The sequence below is a fragment of the Alkalispirochaeta alkalica DSM 8900 genome, assembly GCF_000373545.1.
Classification (GTDB): domain Bacteria; phylum Spirochaetota; class Spirochaetia; order DSM-27196; family Alkalispirochaetaceae; genus Alkalispirochaeta; species Alkalispirochaeta alkalica.
In genome coordinates this window covers 57,176-78,480 of the sequence record NZ_KB891691.1, presented here as the reverse complement: position 1 = coordinate 78,480, position 21,305 = coordinate 57,176, and the positions used below count along the sequence as shown (strand labels likewise).

Here is a 21,305-nt window from a genome sequence, read left to right as displayed (position 1 = left end):
CGGGAACGCACGCCCCCGGCAGGATCCTGCTCCCCCGGCAGAACGCTCCCGGGAGAGCGGGATTCTGCCGGAGATCCTGCTGCTCAATAGGGTGCCAGAATGGCACAGACCCGTTGATCCCCCAGAGTCTTCAGGAAACCCGCCAGGCGGGGCCCCTTCTCCTTGCGGACAAGGATGCGATACAGCAGGGCAAAGAAATCCTTCGGCTCCAGCCCCTCCTCCCGGGCGATTGCGTAGAGGGCATCCTGCAGCTCCTTTTCGTCGAGTTCCTGGAGCTGCTCCGCCACAAGACGCCGCAGACCAGCCACAGCGGCACGTTCCGGTCCGGAGAGCGGGAGAGGCTCGGTCTCGCGGGGATCCACCACGGAGAAACGGAACTCCTCGGGAGCAAAGGTGGTGATCCATTCCCAGGCGCACCGGGCACGCTGCTCTGCCCGACGACGCAACTCCTGGTCGAACTCCCCATACCCGGGCATCGCTGCCAGCGCGGCCTCCAGAACCCCGTCGTGAATCAGCAGAAGGTTGCAAAGATGGCGAAACGGCACCTGACCGGGGAGTTCCTGCGGTACCGATTCCACCTGGGAGAGCTCGTAAATTCTGCNCTCCTTCTCGGCCCGCTTCTCGTTCACCTGATCCTGGCCGAAGTAGATACGCTCGCACCGGTCGTAGTCCTCGTAGATCTTGATCACGTCGAGGTCGAAGGATATGGCAAACTCCGAGTTGGGTCTGGTCCCGGCAAAGAGGTAGCGCACGATCTCGGGCTGATAGACCTGCAAGACATCGCGCAAGCTGATGACCTCACCCGAGGAACTGGACATCTTCCCCCCGCGCCCCTTGATGCTGATAAAATCGTACTGGAAGGTCACGGGCGGATCGAAGCGGTAGATCTCCTGTGAGACCAGACGAGCTGTGTCGAAGCTCCCCCCCTCGCTGTGGTGGTCCTTCCCTGCCGGCTCGAAATCAACCCCCTCTACGCTCCAGCGCATGGGCCAGTCGATCCGCCAGGGGAGCTTCACGCAACCCGTTTCACGAAGATCCACCGTATCTTCCTGGTTTGTCTCGTCGCAGCGGTAGCGAAGCGCCCACTCCCCGTCCCAGCCAAGAACGGTGGTGGTATCGCGGTTGGTAAACCGGCTGAAGACGCTCACAGGCCACCAGTCCTGCGGAAGGGGGGCGGTACGAAAGCGATTCAGGGCCTCACGGATATCCTCCCGGCGCTCCAGGGCAGTGCGTATCCCCGGAGCGTAGCGGGATGCCTGATATTGCTCGGCCTGGTAGATATATTCCGGGGCGATACCCACCCGTGCGAGCTGGCTCTCCAGCTCCTCCTCGTTAGCCCGGGCATAGCTTGTGGAACCCCCCGCCGGATCGGGGACACTCGTGATGGGCTGACGAAGATACTTTTGCCATGCCTGGGGATCGGGGACGTTCCCCGGAACTTTTCGGAAGACGTCGTAATCGTCCCAGGAATAGAGAAATCGAGTCTCCCTGCCCAGGTCCCGCAGGGCCCGAACAACCAGATCAACCGAGATGATTTCCCTGAAATTGCCCACGTGGACGGTCCCCGAGGGGGTTATCCCCGAGGCGCAGGTATAGCGGGCTTTCTCGCCCTTTTCGCGTATGATTTTGGCAGCGTTGATATCTGCCCAGTGGGTACTAGCTGGTTTTGTGGGTCCCGTAGAATGTGCCATAGATCTCGCACTATACCCGGGAGCGGGGTAAATTGACAACGCCAAGGGGCCGATACAGTCCTCATGAAACGATCTACTTTACCGGGAGCGGTCGTGGCGGTTCTCTGCCTTCTGGGGGTTCCGGGGCTCCCGGAACCACTCCGGGCCGATCCCGCCTCCCCCGATGGGGTCTACGGAATACCGCCCTTGCCTTCTTTTGTTGCACCCCGAGATACTGCACCCCCGGAGGGAAGCACCGATCGCACCCGGAGGGCTGAAAAAAATGTACAGTCTCCCGTGACGACGGCCACGGGAGACGCCCGGGATGCCGGAAATGCAGGAACTGTTCCGCAGGATCGTTCTTCCGGGGAATCTCCCCGGCCTTCACGGGACTATCAGCTCCAGGGGGTCGCATCCTGGTACGGAGGAAAGTTTCAGGGACGTCTCACGGCGAACGGTGAAGTCTTTGATACCCACCAGATCAGCGCGGCCCACCGGGAGTTACCCTTCGGAACAATTGTGCGGGTAACAAATCAGACAAATGGGAAAAGTGTCGATGTGCGAATCAACGATCGCGGCCCCTTTGTGGATAATCGGGTGATCGATCTTTCCCGAGCCGCAGCCGACGCCATCGACATGACCTCGGCAGGAATCGCCCCGGTGAACCTGGAAATTCTCCACTACGAGCCGGAGTGCACCCTCAGGACGGTGCAGATCGCATCCTTCTCCTCCCCTGCGGGTGCCCGGAACCTCCTGGAGAGACTCTCCCGGGCTGGTCTCGCTCCCGCTATCGAGGATGTACCAGATCAGAACATCTACCGGGTGATTATTCCTGCTGTTCCCGAGGAAGATCTTCCGGAAATCCGTCGGCGTCTGGCCTCGGTCGGCCATCAGAACGTCCTGATACGCCGCCACAGGCCCCAATCCTGAAGCCCAGCCTTGTCGCCCTGCCCTGCCGGGGAACGCGGGGTTGACGCAGAGCGTCCGGCGTGGCATTATCGGGCGTATCATTTTGCAGGCTTGAACACGCACCGTTTTTCATCACAGTCGGTCTCCGTGTGTTCAAGCCTCTTTCGGGCCCATAGCTCAGTTGGTTAGAGCAGCGGACTCATAATCCGCGGGTCTTCGGTTCAAGTCCGAATGGGCCCATACCCGACCTTCCCGGCCCTGACCGGGCGTACCCCGGCTCCCCGGGGCGGTTCCCCGGCACACGCCGGAACTACCCCGATCTCGGCCACTCCTCCCGACGTGCACCGGAGCTCTTCCGAAAAAACCCGAACGCCCCGGCGCAGCAACGCCTCCTCCCGAAAGGGTCTTCACCCCGCCGGGAAAAGCCATTATCCTCGGCCAGAAAGGTTTCAGGAAAAGGAAAGGCGATGCGAAAGACAGGGCCTCCATTTTTGACAGTTCCCGCGAAAAGCCTCTCCTGGAGGCCGTCTCGGGAGCAACCATGACCAGCAAGGGCTATCTGATAGCAGTGGCCGATGCCCTCAGGAGGAGAGAATCCTCACCATGATTCCCCGCGATTACCTGACCAGTCGCTCCACCAGGCTCGTGCCAGCGGAAACCCTTCTGGCCTGGTACGAGCCCCTTCGGGTTGAAGGCTACTGCCGGGCCTGTCCCTTCTACGGCTCCTTCTGGTCCTGCCCGCCTCACCCCTTCTCGGGTGAAGCCTTCCTGAGGCCCTTCTCCTGGGCTCTGGTGGTGGCCGAGAGAATCACCCGTGATCCCCGGGTTCATCCCCGGCGACCCCTGGAGGAGATCTTTCAGGAGTCCCGACGCGAGCTGGGCCAGGAACTGCTGCGGTTTCTCTCGGTGCAGCCCCCCGGGGAGGAACGCTCCCTGGAGGTTCTCATCGCGGGAAACTGCTACCACTGCTCCCGGTGCAGCCGCGATGAGGGGAAACCCTGCAGGTTCCCCCGGAAGATGAAATACTCCCTGGAATCGCTGGGATTTCTCGTGTCCGACATGGTCCAGGAGCTTCTTGACCTCCCCCTGGAGTGGCCCTCACCGGGACAGGAACCGGCCGCTCTTGTGGCCGTGGCCCTGATCCTGTCGCACGAGGCCGCTCCGCTGGAACGCTTCGCCGGCCCGCCGGAAAAAAAGCATTAGCACTCCCTGGTGGCCCCGGCCTGCTGCAACACGGCCAGAACCACCCGGTCCCTGCCGGCCTCCTTCGCCTTGTAGAGCGCTTCATCGGCGGTCGCCAGAACTGTCTCGAGACCGGGGATATCCCCCTCGCCGTCACCCGGGACGACGGCGACCCCCACACTGCAGGTTATGGATCGGTCGATCGCGGATACCTGGAGCCCCCGCACCTTCCGGCACACTCGCTCTGCCACGGCACGGCAAGCCTCTTCTCCTGCACCGGGAAGAAGCGCAACAAACTCCTCTCCCCCGTAACGCCCCGCCAGATCACCATCGCGGAAGGAGGAGCGGATAGCGCCCGCCACCTCCCGCAAGACCTGATCGCCTGCCAGATGCCCCCAGGTGTCGTTGATCTTCTTGAAGTAATCCAGGTCGATCAGCAGACACCCCAGGGGCTGGCCCCGTCGCCAGGACTCTGCCAGGATTACCTCGGCCTCGAGAAAGAAGGCGTGGCGGTTCGCCAGGCCACTGAGCTGATCGGTGGTGGCCAGAAGGCTCATCCCCTCATAGAGACGACCGTTGTTCAGGGCCAGGGCCAGAAAATCGGCGATTCCCAGCGCCTTTCGAATCTCCCCTTCGGAGAAGGTCGCCCCGTCGCATCGGCTCAGCGCACACACTCCTTCGAGGCCGCCCCGGATCACCAGGGGAACCAGGAGCCAGGACCGCGATGCCAGCTGCGGGTCCTGGAAGGACTCCGGAAGGGCTGATCGCAAACATCGTAGCAGCGCTTCGTGGCCGATCCCCTGCTCGAAGATCTTCAGGGAAAATCCTGCCCCTGTCTGGCTGGGCTGGTTATGGCCGGACTGGTTATGGTTCGACTGGTTATAGCCGGGCTGGCTACAGCACGACTCGGCGTGATCCGGCGGATTCTGATCTGGCTGGTCATCGACAAGGGCGTTTAATTCGCGCCCCGACCGCTCGAAGACAACCGACTGCTCCAGGGGAATCATCCTCCCCAGCTGATGCGCCACGCGGAGCACCATCTCGCGTTTATCCAGGCTCGCCGCGATGATCGCTCCGGCGTAGCGCAGCGACTCCGCCTCGGCCGCCCGCTCCTCTGCACAGGCCCGGGCCTCTTCTGCTGCCTGCTGGAGCTCTTTCAGGTAGGTTACATCCTGGACGTGCCCGACAAAGAGCGCGTCCCCTCTTCGCAGATCGCCCTCTACCATCACCGAGGCGACACACCACCGCCACGCACCCCGGGCTGACCGGATACGGCAGATGAGACGGCCGTGCTCCCGTTTTCCTGCGAGGAGATCCTTCCGGAGGCGACGGACCTCGTTCTGATCGTGGGGGTGCACTTTTTCAAACCACTCTTCCCCCCGGAGTTCCTCCCCGGTATAGCCGAGGTCCGTCCAGACGCGGCTTACCAGCACGGGAGCCCCGGCCTGGTCCTTTACGAAGAGGCCCATTCTGGAGAGGGTTGAGACCGAGAGCGGAAGCGTAGCCGACTCTGTTTCCTGAGGACGATCCATGGTGTACTAATATACAACACCCCGGACCAGGAAAACCGGAACGAGGCCCCTATTGTACCGGGATGAATCCCACGAGCCCCCGCAGATCATGATCGGTGAAACGGACCCCCGCACCGAGGAAGAAATCCCGATGGTACACGTCCATGGCGTCGTCGACCCCACCCGTGAGATAGAGCCACTGCAGGGGATTGCTGCTCTCGGGGTCGTAGAAGGGATAGAACTGCCCGAAGGCCCGCAGATAGATCCCGTCGTCGGCACCAAAATCGAAGGCCTCGCCGCTGAGCATCACCCTCCTGACGGGCGAGATATCGATCCCGATGCCGGGAGAGCTCTCCATCACGCCGGCGCGAACCGTCAGGGGGCCCCAGACACGCGCCATCTGCAGGTTGAATTTCATCTCCTCTTCCTGCTTTACCGTGCGCGTGACCGTCTGTCCGGGGGATCCACCGCCTGTTACATCGCGTTCTACGATCGTTTCGGTGGTGGTTGGAACGGGGGTATTGATCAGACCGAAGGTATAGTAGCGGTCACCCGCGCGGGGCACCAGACGAAGGTCGAAGCGATCCTTGGTCTCGAGCTGATCCATAAGCAGTTCCGAACGGAAATCGACCTGGACGCCCATGCCCACGGTGGCATCGAGGAACTCCTCGGCCTTCTCGGTGATCCGCACCGCCCGGGTATAGAGCTCGTCGTCGTGGATGAGCTGTCCCAGGTTGCCTTCTCCGTCGCGAACTACCCGGGTGATGTCCGAGACGTTATCGGCGCTCCCCTGAACGGAGGCCAGAACATCGCGGAGAGCCACCAGATTACCCTCTACCTCCTCGATACTCCGAACAATGCCACTCTCGTTCTCCCCTACAATCCGGTCCAGACGCGCCGTAAGCTGCGCCGTGGACTCGAGAATTTCCTGAACCAGAGCGAGCTTGTCATCGGCTCCGGCATCGACCCTGCCGGTCATGGACTGGATGGTCAGCAGGGTGTCGCGGGCAATGACGAGGTTTTCCTGGAGCAGCATGCTCACGGAAAAGGCCGTCTCCCTGGCCACGGCCACGATATCGTTCAGGGCGTCCACGGTCTCGCCGTCCTGGAGAAAGGCGTGGAACTCGTCCACCAGGCGGGTGGCGCTGGTAGCAAGCTGGTTGGCGCTCTCCACGGCATCGGCCACGTTCGCCATCTGCCGCACGTGCTGCACCTGGTGGCCGTCCTGCAACAGGGCGCCCCGGCCACTCCCGGCGTTGATCGAGACTGTAGCGGTGCCGAGGATACTCTCGGTTGCCTTCGAGACCATGGCATCCTCGTAGAGTTCGACCCCCCGGCGTATCCGCAGGGTAAGACGTGCCTGGCTTCCCTCGAGTTCGATCGCCGCCAGACGTCCCACATCGACCCCGGCAAGGCGCACCACGGAATCCACCAGAAGCCCGCTGGCGTCGTCCACGTAGGCGTACACGGTGTAGGTTTCGCCCAGGCCGATGGAGCTGGACGTACGGAGCACGTAGACCACGGTGGCGGTGGCGATAGCGGTGACAAAGAGACCGATGCTCAGATATCGGGACATGGCTGTACCTCAACTTCCAGGGGTGCCGAAAAGGAATTGTCAATGAACTTCTTTAGCACGGGATGCTCTGCACCGACAAGGTCTCCGGGGATTCCCTCCTCCTGGATAACACCGTCGTAGAGAAAGCCGATGTAATCGGAGATGCGAAAGGTCGCCTGGATGTCGTGGGTGATAAGAATGCAGGTGATTCCAAACTCCTGGTTAACCCGCACGATGAGATCGTTGATGCTCTCCGAGAGAACCGGGTCGAGTCCCGTGGTGGGCTCGTCAAAGAGCAGTACCGAGGGTTGGAGCGCCAGCGTCCGGGCAAGCCCCACGCGCTTGCGCATCCCTCCCGAGAGCTCCGCCGGGAGTTTTCGCTCGATGCCGGGCAGGCCGATCCACTCGAGTTTCTCCTCTACGATCCTCCGTATCTTGCGTTTGTCCTTCATGCGGAGTGTTTCCACCAGGGGGAACGCGATGTTGTCGTAGACGTTCATGGAGTCGAAGAGGGCCGAATCCTGAAAGAGATAGCCGAAGTTCCGCCTGATCATTCTCCTGCGTTCCGGCGACGCTGCGGTGATCTCCTCACCCTCGTAGAAGATCTGGCCCCGGTCGGGTGTGAGCACCCCGATGATCGTCTTGATGAGGACGCTCTTGCCGGTCCCGCTCTGGCCGATGATCGCCGTGATCTTCCCCTTGGGGAAAGAGATGGTCGCACCCTGGAGGACGTTGTTCTCCCCGAAGCGCTTGTGAATGTCCTGCACCGAGACGATCGTTGTGTCCACCAGCCCCATCCTATCCGATATTAAAAAAAGATACACGGCGGGATAAAAAAATCAACCCTTTGTTATCCGGGAAACGGTCCGCATACCCAAACCGGGAGACGCGTCGCCTCTGTGGAGCCAGTTCCAGCAGAGAGGATCCTCCGGCGCGGTGAGGCATACACCTGCTGCGACAGCTCGCTAACTACAGCAGCTGGCTAATAGAGAAACTGCAGCATCAGGTCGGCCATAATGTAATCGGCGATCAGGATGCCTACCGAGGAGGTGACCACCGCCCGGGTGGCCGACTCCCCCACCCCCTTGGACCCTCCCGCAGAGTAGAATCCGTAGTAGGCGCAGATCACGCTCATCATGAAGCCCATAACTGCCGCCTTGATGAGACCCGAGATGACATCAACGGGGTTAACCAGCGTATATAACTGTTCCACGAACCCCCCCGGATCGACACCCAGCATCTCCACGGCCACCAGGTAGGCCCCGAGAATCCCCACCAGATTCGCCAGGCCGGTAAGGATGGGGAAGACAATAACGCTGGCCACGAGGCGGGGAACAACCAGGTAATGAATCGGATCGACCGACATGGTCTCCATGGCGTCGATCTGCTCGGTTACGCGCATGGTGCCCAGCTCGGCGGTCATGGATGAGCCGTTCTTTGCGATCAGCATCAAGGTGGTCACCACCGGGGCAAGCTCCCGCGCCAGGGTAAGCCCCACGGCGGCACCCACCATGGCCTCGGCCTGGAACATGGACATGACCATGGTCATCTGGAGCGCGAAGATCATCCCAATGGCAGCACTGGAGAGCGCGATAATCGCCACAGAGTGGACGCCAATCCGCTCCATCTGCTCTGCGTAGAGGCGCCACCGGACGGGTGACCGGAAGAGGCCCCGCAGAGTATGGCCCAGAAAGACATAAAATCGGCCCAGCTCTTCCAGATTCCGGACCACCCGCCGTCCCAGATTCTCTATAGGCACCAGGACCAGGGGCGTTTTTGGTCCCCCGGTCGTCTCACGCGATTCCTGCACCGCCCCTCCTGGTCACGTGAGGACCTCCGAGAGTTCCAGATCCCCCATAAAGCTCATGGCACCGACGCAGTGCTCGAAGAGCCGTGCGCATTGCCGGGCGTCATCCCGGGCACGGTGCGCCGTATTTGCGGGAATCCCCAGCATATCCACAAGATTCTGGAGGGAATAACTCTTCTTTCCGGGAAAGGCCCGTTTGGCCAGGACCTGGGTATCGATGATGAGGTTGGGCACCGTGGGCATTCCCGCCCGTTGCAGCTCGGCCCGGAGGAAGGCCGTATCAAACTCGGCATTATGGGCCACGAGGATTGCCTCGCCGATGAAGGTCATAAAGCCGGGCAAAATATCTGCCACAGCGGGCTTGTCGGCGACCATGGCATCGGTAATACCGCTCACCCGGGATGCTTCGGGGTGGATCGCCATCCCGGGATTGCAGAGTTCGCTGAAATCAGCGAATTCCTTGCCCGGGGTAAACCGCACCGCACCGAACTCTACAACCCGGTCCACGGCAGGATAGAGCCCCGTGGTCTCGAAGTCGAAGGCCACAAAGGTGCAGGACGAGACGGAGACGGTGGTATCGACGATCATCGGGAGGCCTCCTCAATGATGGTGAGGATATCCTCCTCGATGGCGGCGATCCGGTCGCGCACAGCACACTGAAGAGCGGTCAGATCCTGTGCGGGCTCGCTACAGGCGCTGATGTAAAACTTTATCTTGGGTTCCGTTCCCGAGGGTCGGGCGCTCACCCTGGTTCCGTCAGCCAGGAAGAACTGCAGCACGTTCGACGAACCCAGCCCGGGACCGGCTTCGCTCGCTCCGGAAGCCGGGAAAAAGACCCTGTCGGTCTTGACGTCGTACATCCGTTCTACCGCTGTTCCCCCCAGCGTGGCGGGCGGGGTGGTGCGGAGCTGCTGCATCAGGGCATCCATGGTGGCCTTCCCTGCCTGGCCCTCGAAGTTCCTGGAGATGGTCTGCTCCTGGTAATACCCGAATTTCTGCCAGATCTGACGCAACCGGTCCATCACGGAGATCCCCTGATTCCGCCAGTGCAGCGCCATTTCCACGGTGAGCATGGTGGCCGTGATGGCATCCTTGTCACGAACTTCCGTACCGATGAGGTAGCCGTAACTCTCTTCATCACCCAGGACAAACCGGGGACCCTCGGGGTCTTTTTCAAGATCCCTCATGACCGAGGCGATGTGTTTGAACCCCGTCAGGGTTTCGTGAACCTGCGCTCCGTAGTGCTCGGCCACGGCGCGCTGCAGGGCCGTGGTAACAATGGTGGTGATGAAAACCGGCTTCGGGGGAAGCGTGCCCAGAACCTTGCGCTGCCCCAGGACGTAATCGGCCAGCAGAACTCCCAGCTGGTTCCCCGTCACGAGAGCCAGATCGTCGCCGTCGGGGACGGCAATACCCAGCCGATCGGCGTCGGGGTCGGTGCCGATCACGATATCGGCCTTCTCCCGACGCCCCAGGTCGAGGGCCATTTCCAGGGCACTCGCCTCCTCAGGGTTGGGAAACGCCACGGTGGGAAACTCCGTATCGGGGTCCCGCTGTTCGGGAACGGTCATGACCTGCACCCCCAGTTCCCCCAGGACCCGCTCCACCAGGGGAGCCCCCGTACCATGGAGCGGGGTATAAACGGCCCTCACCTCGCTGCCTTTCTGCCGGAGCAAATCGGGCTGAACCGACTGGCGCTTGACCATGGCGACAAAGGCGTCGTCTATCTCGGCCCCGATATACTCAAGCAGCCCCTCTTTCAGGGCGGCGTCTTTCTCCATCTGGCGGATTTCCCCGGGCTTTACAGCCATTACCTCCTGGATAATATTCGTGTCGTCCGGCGAGACCACCTGGGCGCCATCGTCCCAGTAGACCTTGTAGCCGTTGTACTGCGGGGGGTTGTGACTGGCCGTAACCATGATTCCCACCGAGGCCTTGTAATAACGAACGGCAAAGGAAAGAAGCGGCGTGGGTCGGAGCGCATCCACCAGATAGGTCTTGATGCCGTGGGCAGCAAAGACCAGCGCAGCCGAGAGCGCGAACTCCCGGGAATAGCGGCGGTTATCGTGCGATATGACGGCAGCCCGGGAGCCATCGCTGCGGAGAGCCCCGGCCCTGGCGGTATATCGGGCAAGACCCGTGGTAGCCCGGGCAACCACAAAGGGGTTCATCCGGTTAAAGCCCCCGCCGATTACACCGCGCAGCCCTCCCGTTCCAAACTCGAGGTCCGTATAAAACCGGTCCGAGAGCTCCGGCCAGTCTTCTTTCCCGAGGAGATCCTTTACCTCATCGGCAAAGACCTGATCCTGCTCGGCCTCGATGTAGGTTTCGGCAGCTTTTCTGATTTCTTCCTGGGTCATCCCGTGGTCCTCCCTCTGTTTCCCTCGTCTTCGTCGTGTCTTTTCTGCCCCCGGCCAGACCCTGCGGGGTCGATTCTGCGGGACAGACTCCCGGTTGTCAGATTCCCGGTTGTCAGATTCCCAGGAGCGCCCGGAGGCCCTCCACATCGTGGCATATATGACTGGCCCCCGCCCGCCCCAGGACCTCCTCGTCCCGGAACCCCCAGGAGACGCCCACAGGAACACACCCGGCGTTGCGGGCTGTTTCCATGTCCACCTCGGAGTCACCGACAAAGAGGCACTCCCCGGGAGAAACCTCCAGCGAGAGCAGAATCTCCCGAACAGCCCGGGGGTCCGGCTTGTGCGGGACGCCCGGCACATTCCCCAGGACCCGACCGAACCAGTTCCTTCCGATCGTCTGCTCCACGATCGTCTGAACCAGGGGGTCGGGCTTGTTGGACAACAGGGCCATTTTTATTGTAGCGTCTCTCATGTCCCTGAGCAACGCGGGAATGCCCTGGTACGGCCTGGTCTGAACAACAGGTCTCTGCCGATACTGCTCTTCTGTAGCAGTGGTTACCTGGTCAACCAGATCATCGGGAACTCCCGGGCCGATCTGCGCGTCCAGACTGCGACGCACCAATTCCCTCATGCCCCACCCCACGTGGCGGCGGCACTGCTCGATCGAGAGGGGGCTGTACCCCCGGTGCACCAGAACCGCGTTCAGGGCACTGGCGATATCAGCCAGGGAATCCAGAAGGGTTCCATCAAGATCAAAAATAACAGCTCTCGAGGTCATAGGCAGGAACGGTACCGGCCGGGAGCGGAAAGGTCAATGCGGTGTCCTCAAGGAAACCCACGGGAGAGGCCCTCTTTCACGAGTATTATCGGGAGCTCTTTGGCGATCGCTGGGATTCCCTTCGGAACGCCCTGGCGGGGGACTCTCCCCGAATTGCCCTGGGTGATCCCCCCTATTATCTGGACCCTGCCTCGGCTGCGGTGGCGCGGCTGCTCCCCCTGGGTAAAAAAAATCTCGACCTCTGTGCTGCCCCCGGGGGAAAAACCCTGATTCTGGCGAGCCGCCTCGGAGAGGGAGCGACCCTCACGGCAAACGAGCGTTCCCGCGCCCGGAGAGAACGGCTCCGGCGGGTTCTGAAAGAACACCTGCCTGGGGATCTGCACCCTCGCCTGCACGTGACCGGCCACGATGCGCAGCGCTGGGGGCTCCACGAGCCGAACCAGTACGACGCGATTCTGGCCGACGTCCCCTGTTCTTCGGAGAGGCACGTCCTGGCCGATCCTCTGGAACTGGCACGATGGAACCCCAAGAGGATACGGCGGATCGCAACGACCCAGTTTGCCATTCTCGCTGCCGCAATCGACAGCGCCAGGCCGGGCGGCTACATTCTCTACGTCACCTGCGCACTCACGGACCAGGAGAACGATCTCCTTCTGGAACGGGCGCTGGCCCGGCGGGGCCAGCGTGTGGAGGCGCTTTCCCTGGATCCCGCATCGTTATCGGGAGAGGGTCTCAGCAGCCCCGAGGCGACAACCTGGGGCCTTCAGATCCTCCCCGATCGCTGCGACGGGGCAGGGCCGCTCTACTGCGCGCTTCTGCGACGGCGAAACTAGACCCGGGGCGTACCGCAACCCCGTAAATTTTTCCGTTCCCCATCCCCGCCCCCCTACCCACAGAGAGGACGCTTCGCTACACTGGCGCTCCCGATGGATCACCTACTCGAACGACTTAACCCGCAACAGCGTGACGCTGTGCTCACTATTGATGGCCCCCTGCTTATTATTGCCGGAGCGGGCAGTGGAAAGACGGGCGTTATTACTACACGCATCGCCTATATGCTCTCCCGGGGAATCCCCCCGGAATCGATCCTGGCCATGACCTTCACCAACAAGGCCGCCGGCGAAATGAAGGAACGGGTCAAGGAGATCCTGGGAGAAGGCGCGGGGAAAACCGCATCGGCTCTCACGATCAGCACCTTTCACGCCTTCGGACTCTCGGTTCTCCGGCGCTACGGCAGACTTCTGGGGTACCGCCCCAACTTCACCGTCTACGACACGGGCGATCAGGTGGCCCTCCTGAAGGAGGCCGCCCGGGAACTCCGGATCGATCCGGAAGAGCTGGAAGTGTACAACCTGCTCCAACTCTTCTCGGGGATAAAAACGGAACGAATCACCTGGCAGGACGAGCGCTGGTACGCCATGCTCAACCCCTCGGGGAAGTCCTCCCAGGACAAATCGGGCGAAGAACCCTCCCGGGGGGCCGGAAGCATATCCACCTTCCAGGAGCTCTATCGCAGCTACCAGGAGCACCTGATCACCTTTAACGCCGTGGACTTCGACGACCTGATCATGCAGCCCCTGACGCTCTTCCGGGAACACCCCAAGGTACAGGGCCACTATGCCGACCTGTACCGCTACGTTCTGGTAGACGAGTTTCAGGACACCAGCACACCCCAGTATAACCTGCTCTACCAGATTGCCCGGGAATGGAAAAACGTCTGCGTTGTGGGCGACGACGACCAGTCGATCTATAGCTGGCGCGGAGCCGATTACTCGAACATCGAACGGTTCGAGAAGGATTTTCTCCGGGTCAAGGAGATAAAACTCGAGCGGAACTACCGCTCCACGGGAGGAATCCTCTCGGCTGCCAACGCCGTAATCTCCAACAATACCAACCGCAAGGAAAAAGCCCTCTGGACCCAGATCGATGGGGGGAACCTTCTGGAACTCTCTTTCCCCGATGATGACGGTGCTGAGGCGTCGTTCATCGCTGAAAAAATCAAGCTCAGGGCCTATCAGGAGAGCCTGGCCTACGATTCCTTCGGCATCCTGATCCGTACCAACAGCCAGGCCCGGGTGATCGAAGAGGCCCTTCTGGAGGCGGACATCCCCTACCGCATGTCCGGCGGCCAGAGTTTCTTTCAGCGCAAGGAGATCAAGGATATCGCCGGCTACCTGAGAATTATTCTGAACCCCGACGACGACGTAAGTCTCCTGCGCACAATCAACACCCCCCGCCGGGGAATCGGCCGTCGCACCGTGGAGGCGCTCCATGAGATCGCCGACGAGCGCAAGATATCGCTTTATTCAGCGATTACCCTGGCCGTTCACCGGGAGGTAGACCATTCCATTGGCAAAGGCCCCCTGGGTGCGCTGGAGGAATATCTGGAACTGACGGCGCGCTATCAGGAACGATTCTCCGAGAGCAAGCATCTGGCGGCCACCACGGAACGCCTCGCCACCGAGATAGATTACTGGGGGTATCTGGTCCAGGAGTTCCAGAAGAGCGAGCGGGCTGCCAAGGCAAAGTGGAAAAACATCGGCTTTTTCATCCGTTCCATTGATCGATACGAACAGAATCCCGACGTACTGGAACCTACCCTCCAGGGTTACCTGAACCGGATCAGCCTCCAGACCCGGGACGAGCTCTCCCCCGAGGAGGCCGCGGGCAAGGTCAACCTCATGACGATCCACGCCGCGAAGGGGCTCGAGTTTGATGTGGTTTTCCTGGCAGGGGTGGAGGAGGGAATTATTCCCCACCAGCGGGCCGTGGAAGAGAGCGAGGGGAACCTGGAAGAGGAGCGCCGCCTCTTCTACGTGGCCATCACCCGGGCCAGGCAACAGCTCTACATGACCAGCTGCCGACGACGCCAGGTTCAGGGTGAGATGATCGAGGCCGTGCCCTCACCCTTCATTGAAGAGATACCGGCGGAACTCATGCTCAAAACCCTGGCCGATCCGACGGCAGGGGTGGAGATGCCCGAGGATCCCTTTGCCGCCCTGAAGGCGCACTTCGGATCCTGACGCGACCCCGGACCGGAGGAAGGGGTCGCCCTCCCCCGGTTTCCGGAGCGGTTTACAGGGTGCCCCGCAGGGGGCACAGGGGCATCAGCTCACAACAAGGGCGGTGATCCGATCTCCCTGTTCGATAGCGTCCACCACGTCGGCCCCGGAGGTCACCTTGCCGAAGACGGTATGCTTGCCGTCCAGGTGCGGCTGGGGCGCGTGGGTGATAAAGAACTGGCTTCCGTTTGTGTTCGGGCCCGCATTTGCCATGGATATTACCTTGGCGTCGTGGCGAAGGGGATTTCCCCTGGTCTCATCGGCGAAGCGGTATCCCGGGCCTCCCCGACCCGTACCGGTGGGGTCCCCCCCCTGGATCATGAAGTTGCTGATCACCCGGTGGAAGGTGACCTCGTTGTAGAAGCCCTCCCCAGCCAGAAAGAGGAAGTTGTTCACCGTTACCGGGGCATGCTCGGGGTACAGTTCCAGGGTGATGGAACCTTTGGAGGTTTCCATCGTTACCGTGTACACACGATCGGTCTCGATCGTCATCGCGGGAGCGGAGTCCCATTGTTGTATGCTCATGGCTGTAACGTACCAGCTTCACCCTTCCCGGACAACCATTTCGCCGCCCTTCTTCCATTCTTTCCCTCGGGGTTTCTTGNCTGCTTTCNCCGATCATTTCCTTGACCAGCACGAGCGGACCGGAATAGACTTCCGCTGTTGCCGGAGTGGTGGAACTGGTAGACACAGGGGACTTAAAATCCCCCGGCTATTNCAGCTGTACGGGTTCAAGTCCCGTCTCCGGCAGAACAAATCTCACAGACTTTTGCCCTTGNCGCTTCCTTTCTCCTTCAGGTCGCCGTAAAATCGTGGTGTTACCCGAGACCATTCTCGATCCCGGACCTACACCAGTGGAGGCTGAACATGAAGATCGGTTCTGTTACCGAAGTGAAACGACAGGAATACCGGGTNGGAATAACCCCGGGTTGCGCACGTGCTTACATCAGGGAGGGGCATCAGGTGCTGATCCAGGCCGGAGCAGGCCTGGGAGCGGGCTTCACCGACCAGGAATACGCCCGGGCCGGCGCCGTGATGTGCGAAAGCCCTGAAGAGATCTACGCATCCTGCGACATGATCGTGAAAGTAAAGGAACCCCTGCCTTCGGAGATCCCCCTCCTGCGGGAGGGGCAGATTCTCTTTACCTACCTCCACCTGGCCGCAGACGAGGCCCTTACCAAAGCCCTGATCGAACAGGGTGTCTCGGGAGTGGCCTACGAGACGGTCGAGCCCAGGCCGGGTCAACTGCCGCTCCTGAAACCCATGAGCGAGATCGCCGGCAGGCTCAGCGTTCAGGAAGGAGCCCGCTTTCTGGAACGCCCCCAGGGGGGGCGAGGTGTACTGCTGGGCGGCATCCCCGGTGTGGAAAAAGGAAAGATCGCCATCCTGGGGGGCGGCATCGTGGGAACCAACGCTGCCAAGATTGCGCTCGGACTGGGAGCCCAGGTCACCATCCTCGATATCCGCATGGATCGCCTGGGCTATCTGGACGATATCTTCCAGGGNCGCCTGACCACTCTCTCGAGCAACCGTGGCCACCTGGAGATGGTGCTCGGGGANAGCGACCTCGTAATCGGGGCAGTTCTGGTTACAGGCGCCAGGGCGCCCCGGATCGTCACCCGCAACGATCTGAAGCAGATGAAACGGGGGTCGGTGATCGTCGATGTGGCGATTGACCAGGGCGGATGCGTGGAAACGGCCCGGGCCACAACCCACGATGATCCCGTCTACGAGGTCGAGGGGGTTCTTCACTACTGCGTGGCGAATATGCCTGGAGCGGTCTCGCGAACTTCAACCCAGGCCCTCACAGCTGCGACCTTGCCCTACGGCCTGGAAATAGCCGCCCTGGGCCTGGAAGAGGCGGCCCGAAAGAACCGGGGAATCGCTCTGGGAGTAAACACCTGCGACCATCACCTGACCTGCCCCGGCGTGGCCCGGGCCTTCTCCCTGCCCTGTCGGGAGGTTCAGGAAGCGCTGGGTACTGCCCCCCGTTGAATCCCTCCCACAGGGGGACCATCGCCTCATCGGGGGTAGCCGGTCAAAAAACAAAGTCCGGAGGAAGAGGGCTTGACACACGCACATCTTCTGAGTATGTTACCCCTGCCTTTGTGAGGTGAGGCTCCTGCGTGGATACACGCCGCTGCCCCGAAATGTCGAGAGACACCAAGGGGTTGAACAGGCAGATTCGGATTAAGGATCTGCATAACGCGGCTCGGGCAAACCCCGTTACGGGTTTCCAAACGCCCCGCAGTGCTAAAACCGCAACGAGGAAGGCCTGCCCTGACGAGAAAACTCAACAGGGCGCTCCGTCAGATCTCCGCTTCGGGAGACCAGACGTGGCAACCAGAGGCCTTCCCGGATCTTCCGGAGAAGGCCTTTTTTTATCGGTGGTGCTCGAGTTCTCCCGAGAGATCTCCCCGGCCGGCATCAAACCCAACCGATAGCACAACAGGAAGGAGGATGAATGGACAGCGATCCTTTACCGGATTTGTGTAATTTTTCACGAAAACCCGACAAACCATCCTCCAGCGTACCTGTCTTCTGAAACCTCCCTGCAGGCATTTCCCGGAGACGTACCCGCGAGGGTGATGAACAAGGGAGGTGCCCATGGCACTGCACATTTTCACATTACGAGTTGTCTCAGCGCTTTTGCTGGGGATGCTGATCGGCGCCGAACGACAGTGGAGAAACCGCACCGCAGGAATCCGGACTAACGGTCTGGTGGCAACAGGTGCAGCTCTCTTTGTCCTTCTTTCGGTGATGGTGGAAGGCGATACCAGCCCCACGCGGATACCCGCCCAGATCGTATCGGGAATCGGATTTCTCGGTGCGGGAGTAATCTTCAAGGAAGGCTACTCCGTCTCCGGGCTGAACACCGCCGCCACAATCTGGTCTGCAGCCGCGATCGGCGCTCTGGCGGGCTTCGGGTTTATGGCTCCTGCTGCGCTGGGAACGGTGGTGATTGTGGTGGCTAACACTGTATTGCGCTTCTCCACGGGAATCCACGGAGCGGGCCGGGAAGAGCCATTTCTCGAGTACCAGCTCTCGATTCTCTGCGGAGTCGCCGAAGAGCCCCACATCCGGAGCGTTCTGCACGCCATGATGAGCGCCGAAGCGATCCCGCTCCGGGGAGTATCCCGCGAGGAGTCCGATCAGGACGGCCGCATCGCTATCACAGCTCGTGTGATGATGAAGAGGAACGAAGCAGCAAAGCTGGAACAGATTATTTCCAGGATTGGTCTGGAAGAATCGGTTCAGGCGATCCACTGGGACGCCGCGTAACCGGCAGCGCGATCCAGGTCGCGCACCAGACCAGGAGAGGCCGTGGCTGCACATAACGGCCACGGACACACACAGGCCAGACAGAAACGGGAGAAAAGAATGAACATAACCGATACTTTTGCAGATTTCGCACACGACCACGTGAAGAGGCAGAACCTCGAACCCCTGAAAGCAGAAATGAAGGATATGACCCCCGCAGAGTTGCTCTACGGACTTCAGGACTGCGAGGAGCACGACCGCGCCGTGGTGTTCCGGCTCCTCGACAAGGATGTTGCCATCGATGTCTTCGAGATGATGGACCCGGTCATGCAGAAGGACCTGGTGGTATCCTTNACAAAGGAAGAGACGCTCCAGCTTCTCACCGAGCTCGACCCGGACGATCAGGTCCGGTTCCTCGATGAGCTTCCGGCAAAAGTTGCCAAGCGNCTTCTGGAGGGACTTCCCAGGGAGCAGCGCCAGGCCGCAGCCCAGCTCATGGGCTACGCCGATGGCACGGTGGGCCGCATCATGTCACCCGTCTTTTTTCAGGTGACCAAGACCATGACGGTAGAGGAAGCCCTCAACCGGCTGAGGATGAAGAAAAAGGAGATCGACTTTCCCGTAACCATGCTCTACGTGACCGACGAGACGCGTCATATCGAGGGCATGATCCCCCTGAGCAGACTCGTCGTGGCTGAGCCGGCAACGCAGGTCGCCCAGCTCCTGGGGAGCTACGATCTGGACGTACTCAGCACCAGCGATGACCAGGAGGATGCAGCCCGCTTCCTGCAGCGCGCCGATGCCTTCGAACTACCAGTGGTGGATCGGGAAAACCGCCTGGTGGGAGTACTCACCGCCGACGACGCCATGGATGTTATCAGGGAAGAGACAACCGATGATATGTACGACAAGGTCGGATTGATCGATATCACCAAACGGGAATCTGACCGNAGCCATAACATGATCAACGGGAGCTTCGCCCACGTTCTGCGGGTGCGCATGCCCTTTCTGCTTATCACCCTGGCAGGGGGAATGCTCGCCGGAGCGGTGATCGGGGTCTTCGAAGAACTCCTCGATGCGGTAGCCGCCACGGCGATCTTTATTCCCGTCATTATGGACATGGGAGGAAACGTGGGAACGCAATCATCCACGATCTTCACTCGGGGCCTGGTCNTGGGCCAGATCAGCATGGGGAACTTCTTCCGCCANTGGCTGAAAGAACTGAGAAACGGCGTGGGCATGGGGATCNNCCTGGGATCTGTCGGTGGANTTATCGCCGGCCTCTGGATGGGAATGCCCGCTTTGGGAGTTGCNGTAGGNATCTCTCTGGCTNTGACAATCGCCATCGCCGTGGGTCTGGGTTTTTTCGTTCCCTGGATTCTGGTAAAGCTTGGCTTTGACCAGGCGGCAGGAGCAGACCCCATCATTACTACGATCAAGGACGTAACGGGCCTGATGATCTACTTTACGGCGGTAACGCTCCTCCTGCCCCAGGTTCTGTTGTAGGTACCGCACCATCCCGACGGGAGCCCTGCGGGCACGCCGGTGAAACCCACCGGCGCCCCGGGGGGAACAGCCCGGAGATCCCCGCCGGTTCAGGTGCTACAGGCGGAACCCGGCGATGCAAAAGACCCGGACCAGGCCTGCGTCGATGTCGACATCCAGCGTGCTTCCTCCCGCCAGCCCTTCGCTGAAGCGATTCTGGCGGGAGAGAAGNCCCACCCCAAAGCCGATATCCAGCCGGGCCATTCCCCGATAGAGAANGTTCAGATCTCCCCCTGCTTCAAGAACGTAGCCCTCCATTGTGGTAGAGAGCGGTCCCGACTCGAAGGAAAGGCGACTGTGACCCGCNCCGAGAAAGGGGAGAACCTCCACAGTCACGGAGGGACGGTTCAGCAACACCCCTCCCAGGTACCCCCTCACAAGGGTCGACTCCATGACAAGTTTTCTGGTGCCCTCCCGGGCCTCGGCGTGGGCCAGGCCGAGGGACGCGCCGTAGATGAGGAAGGACCGGCGGGAACGGAGATACTGTCCGTGAAGGGCCCANGCAGAATCCCAGGATTCATCGGAGGAACCCAGATGAAAATCGCCCACACCCGTGGAGACCCGGGAGTTCAGGGAATACTCNTGGCTCTCGGGACCAAGGGTCAGACGCAGCGCCCGATACCCCGANGGCGCACCGAACAGCCCCCCTCCACCGACCAGCAGGAGAAACANAGCCAGACCCTTCCGAACAATCATGGCCCCCTCCACTGTGAATTATCGTTTTTNGTAAACAAGAATTCAANAGATCGGTCCGGAGCGCCTCCAGGCAGAGACTTTCGGCCGAGGCGAAGGGCTGCGCCTCAGATGGTAAGCGTCAGTCCGTCGTAGGCGATGAGATACCCCCTCTCCAGAGACCAGTGTTCCATCTGGTGATGCTCCAGAATTCCCTCGTGGGAGAGATGAGTTGCAAAAATCTGCCCTNCCGGGGCAAGAAGCCCCTCCTCCCTGAAGCGCCTCACCGTGGCAGCGGTGCCCTCGGCAGAGAGATGGTCCGACGAGGGGAAGCCTATNCCGTAGGTCTGGTCCAGAACCACCACATCGAAGGTCGCACCCCTGGCCCTNAGATCTTCCCACACCGNCTCGTCGATCCCGGCCGTGTCGGTTCCGTAGAAGAGATGCTTCTCTCCGTCGGAAACAGCATAGACCAGAGAATCGAACTCGGGTGCGTGGTTCGCCGGATAGGGAACAATCGCGTATCGTCCCCGGGAGATCTCCNGGAAGGGCTCGAGCTCGAGGATCTCCAGGGAGAGCGCCTCCTGAACGNACCTCTCCAGAAGCGAGCCGTAGTCGCACTGACGCTGGAAAACCCTATCCAGCGCCTCCAGCGTCTTGCGGGATCCCCCAAAGACNAGCCNACCNCTCACCGCGCCCCCCCACTCGGGGTGGCGCGATATGAGCAGCTCCGGGTCAAAATGATCTGCGTGGGGGTGGGTCTGAAGGCAGAGCTCTACCCTGGTAAGGGACCAGCCCCGGGAGGCAGCCGCCGAGGGAACATCGGGGCCCAGATCCAGCAGGAGATCGGTATTAACCAGACAGGCTGAACGGGAACGGACGTTCTTGCCCCCCTCTTTTCTGGCTGTCTTGCAGCCAGCACACACGCAGAATGGCAAGGGCATGGCCGGTGAAGCCGCCGTTCCAAGAAATCTGATATCCATGAAGCCCCCT

General features: G+C 61.0%; 18 protein-coding genes, 2 tRNA genes and 1 riboswitch. Of the genes, 10 read left to right on the top strand and 10 right to left on the bottom strand.

Annotation, left to right across the window (positions count from 1 at the left end):
- Positions 1 to 83: 83 nt before the first annotated feature.
- Positions 84 to 1,691, bottom strand: a complete 1,608-nt coding sequence (gene lysS / locus B071_RS0100340) for a lysine--tRNA ligase (protein WP_018525109.1) — start codon at positions 1,689 to 1,691, stop codon at positions 84 to 86.
- A 63-nt stretch (positions 1,692 to 1,754) separates the two neighbouring features.
- Between lysS and B071_RS18035 the strand changes: the two genes are divergently transcribed.
- The 4 genes from B071_RS18035 (at position 1,755) to B071_RS0100325 (ending at position 3,782) form a co-directional block, all read left to right on the top strand.
- Complete coding sequence (locus B071_RS18035; protein ID WP_094354926.1) at positions 1,755 to 2,600, top strand: septal ring lytic transglycosylase RlpA family protein; 846 nt, start codon at positions 1,755 to 1,757, stop codon at positions 2,598 to 2,600.
- A gap of 145 nt (positions 2,601 to 2,745) precedes the next feature.
- Positions 2,746 to 2,819 (top strand) — tRNA-Ile (locus tag B071_RS0100330).
- A 187-nt stretch (positions 2,820 to 3,006) separates the two neighbouring features.
- Complete coding sequence (locus B071_RS20215) at positions 3,007 to 3,186, top strand: FMN-binding protein (protein ID WP_157702967.1); 180 nt, start codon at positions 3,007 to 3,009, stop codon at positions 3,184 to 3,186.
- Positions 3,183 to 3,782 (top strand): DUF2284 domain-containing protein, encoded by a 600-nt coding sequence (locus B071_RS0100325; protein WP_018525107.1) that lies wholly within the window; start codon positions 3,183 to 3,185, stop codon positions 3,780 to 3,782. The genes B071_RS20215 and B071_RS0100325 overlap by 4 nt, the downstream gene beginning before the upstream one ends.
- On the opposite strand, the gene B071_RS18030 is transcribed toward B071_RS0100325, so the two are convergent.
- From B071_RS18030 to B071_RS0100290, 7 genes are all read right to left on the bottom strand, one after another.
- Positions 3,779 to 5,293 (bottom strand): sensor domain-containing diguanylate cyclase, encoded by a 1,515-nt coding sequence (locus tag B071_RS18030; RefSeq protein ID WP_051075232.1) that lies wholly within the window; start codon positions 5,291 to 5,293, stop codon positions 3,779 to 3,781. The genes B071_RS0100325 and B071_RS18030 overlap by 4 nt on opposite strands.
- A gap of 49 nt (positions 5,294 to 5,342) precedes the next feature.
- On the bottom strand, positions 5,343 to 6,848 hold the full coding sequence (locus B071_RS0100315) for an MlaD family protein (protein ID WP_018525106.1): 1,506 nt from the start codon (positions 6,846 to 6,848) through the stop codon (positions 5,343 to 5,345).
- Entirely contained in the window at positions 6,833 to 7,624 is a 792-nt protein-coding gene (locus tag B071_RS0100310) for an ABC transporter ATP-binding protein (protein WP_040586815.1), read from the bottom strand. The genes B071_RS0100315 and B071_RS0100310 overlap by 16 nt, the downstream gene beginning before the upstream one ends.
- 185 nt (positions 7,625 to 7,809) lie before the next feature.
- Positions 7,810 to 8,637 (bottom strand): MlaE family ABC transporter permease, encoded by an 828-nt coding sequence (locus B071_RS0100305; protein WP_018525104.1) that lies wholly within the window; start codon positions 8,635 to 8,637, stop codon positions 7,810 to 7,812.
- 12 nt (positions 8,638 to 8,649) lie between these two features.
- Positions 8,650 to 9,222 carry a 3'-5' exonuclease gene (locus tag B071_RS0100300; RefSeq protein WP_018525103.1) on the bottom strand — a complete coding sequence of 191 codons (573 nt, stop codon included), beginning with the start codon at positions 9,220 to 9,222 and terminating at the stop codon, positions 8,650 to 8,652.
- On the bottom strand, positions 9,219 to 10,994 hold the full coding sequence (locus tag B071_RS0100295; protein ID WP_018525102.1) for a phospho-sugar mutase: 1,776 nt from the start codon (positions 10,992 to 10,994) through the stop codon (positions 9,219 to 9,221). The genes B071_RS0100300 and B071_RS0100295 overlap by 4 nt, the downstream gene beginning before the upstream one ends.
- Positions 10,995 to 11,106: 112 nt before the next feature.
- Entirely contained in the window at positions 11,107 to 11,772 is a 666-nt protein-coding gene (locus B071_RS0100290) for an HAD family hydrolase (RefSeq protein ID WP_018525101.1), read from the bottom strand.
- Between the two features lie 41 nt (positions 11,773 to 11,813).
- Between B071_RS0100290 and B071_RS0100285 the strand changes: the two genes are divergently transcribed.
- Both B071_RS0100285 and B071_RS0100280 read left to right on the top strand, forming a co-directional pair.
- Positions 11,814 to 12,605 (top strand): RsmB/NOP family class I SAM-dependent RNA methyltransferase, encoded by a 792-nt coding sequence (locus B071_RS0100285; protein WP_018525100.1) that lies wholly within the window; start codon positions 11,814 to 11,816, stop codon positions 12,603 to 12,605.
- A 93-nt stretch (positions 12,606 to 12,698) separates the two neighbouring features.
- Positions 12,699 to 14,795, top strand: a complete 2,097-nt coding sequence (locus B071_RS0100280) for an ATP-dependent helicase (RefSeq protein WP_026244857.1) — start codon at positions 12,699 to 12,701, stop codon at positions 14,793 to 14,795.
- Between the two features lie 84 nt (positions 14,796 to 14,879).
- Here the strand turns inward: B071_RS0100280 and B071_RS0100275 are convergent, their stop codons facing one another.
- A complete protein-coding gene (locus B071_RS0100275; RefSeq protein WP_040586773.1) occupies positions 14,880 to 15,359 on the bottom strand; it encodes a peptidylprolyl isomerase in 480 nt (159 codons plus the stop codon).
- Positions 15,360 to 15,499: 140 nt separating this feature from the next.
- Here B071_RS0100275 and B071_RS0100270 point away from each other — a divergent pair.
- From B071_RS0100270 to mgtE, 4 genes are all read left to right on the top strand, one after another.
- Positions 15,500 to 15,584, top strand: a tRNA-Leu gene (locus tag B071_RS0100270).
- A 117-nt stretch (positions 15,585 to 15,701) separates the two neighbouring features.
- Positions 15,702 to 16,829: an alanine dehydrogenase gene (gene ald, locus B071_RS0100265; RefSeq protein WP_018525097.1), complete on the top strand. Its 1,128-nt coding sequence runs from the start codon at positions 15,702 to 15,704 to the stop codon at positions 16,827 to 16,829.
- Between the two features lie 103 nt (positions 16,830 to 16,932).
- Positions 16,933 to 17,113, top strand: a riboswitch (M-box (ykoK) riboswitch).
- A 328-nt stretch (positions 17,114 to 17,441) separates the two neighbouring features.
- Positions 17,442 to 18,116: an MgtC/SapB family protein gene (locus B071_RS0100255; protein ID WP_026244856.1), complete on the top strand. Its 675-nt coding sequence runs from the start codon at positions 17,442 to 17,444 to the stop codon at positions 18,114 to 18,116.
- 99 nt (positions 18,117 to 18,215) lie between these two features.
- Complete coding sequence (gene mgtE, locus B071_RS0100250; RefSeq protein WP_018525094.1) at positions 18,216 to 19,601, top strand: magnesium transporter; 1,386 nt, start codon at positions 18,216 to 18,218, stop codon at positions 19,599 to 19,601.
- Positions 19,602 to 20,440: 839 nt separating this feature from the next.
- Here mgtE and B071_RS0100240 read toward each other — a convergent pair.
- Positions 20,441 to 21,256, bottom strand: coding sequence for an MBL fold metallo-hydrolase (locus B071_RS0100240; RefSeq protein WP_438829511.1), 816 nt, complete (start codon positions 21,254 to 21,256; stop codon positions 20,441 to 20,443).
- Positions 21,257 to 21,305 lie beyond the last annotated feature (49 nt).

Coding starts and splice junctions, on each gene's coding strand:
- B071_RS0100325 (WP_018525107.1), top strand. CDS start 3,183: ATGATTCCCCGCGATTACCTGACCAGTCGCTCCACCAGGCTCGTGCCA.
- B071_RS0100295 (WP_018525102.1), bottom strand. CDS start 10,994: ATGACCCAGGAAGAAATCAGAAAAGCTGCCGAAACCTACATCGAGGCC.
- B071_RS0100275 (WP_040586773.1), bottom strand. CDS start 15,359: ATGAGCATACAACAATGGGACTCCGCTCCCGCGATGACGATCGAGACC.
- B071_RS18035 (WP_094354926.1), top strand. CDS start 1,755: ATGAAACGATCTACTTTACCGGGAGCGGTCGTGGCGGTTCTCTGCCTT.
- B071_RS0100315 (WP_018525106.1), bottom strand. CDS start 6,848: ATGTCCCGATATCTGAGCATCGGTCTCTTTGTCACCGCTATCGCCACC.
- B071_RS0100255 (WP_026244856.1), top strand. CDS start 17,442: ATGGCACTGCACATTTTCACATTACGAGTTGTCTCAGCGCTTTTGCTG.
- B071_RS0100290 (WP_018525101.1), bottom strand. CDS start 11,772: ATGACCTCGAGAGCTGTTATTTTTGATCTTGATGGAACCCTTCTGGAT.
- B071_RS0100280 (WP_026244857.1), top strand. CDS start 12,699: ATGGATCACCTACTCGAACGACTTAACCCGCAACAGCGTGACGCTGTG.
- B071_RS0100300 (WP_018525103.1), bottom strand. CDS start 9,222: ATGATCGTCGATACCACCGTCTCCGTCTCGTCCTGCACCTTTGTGGCC.
- B071_RS18030 (WP_051075232.1), bottom strand. CDS start 5,293: ATGGATCGTCCTCAGGAAACAGAGTCGGCTACGCTTCCGCTCTCGGTC.
- B071_RS0100310 (WP_040586815.1), bottom strand. CDS start 7,624: ATGGGGCTGGTGGACACAACGATCGTCTCGGTGCAGGACATTCACAAG.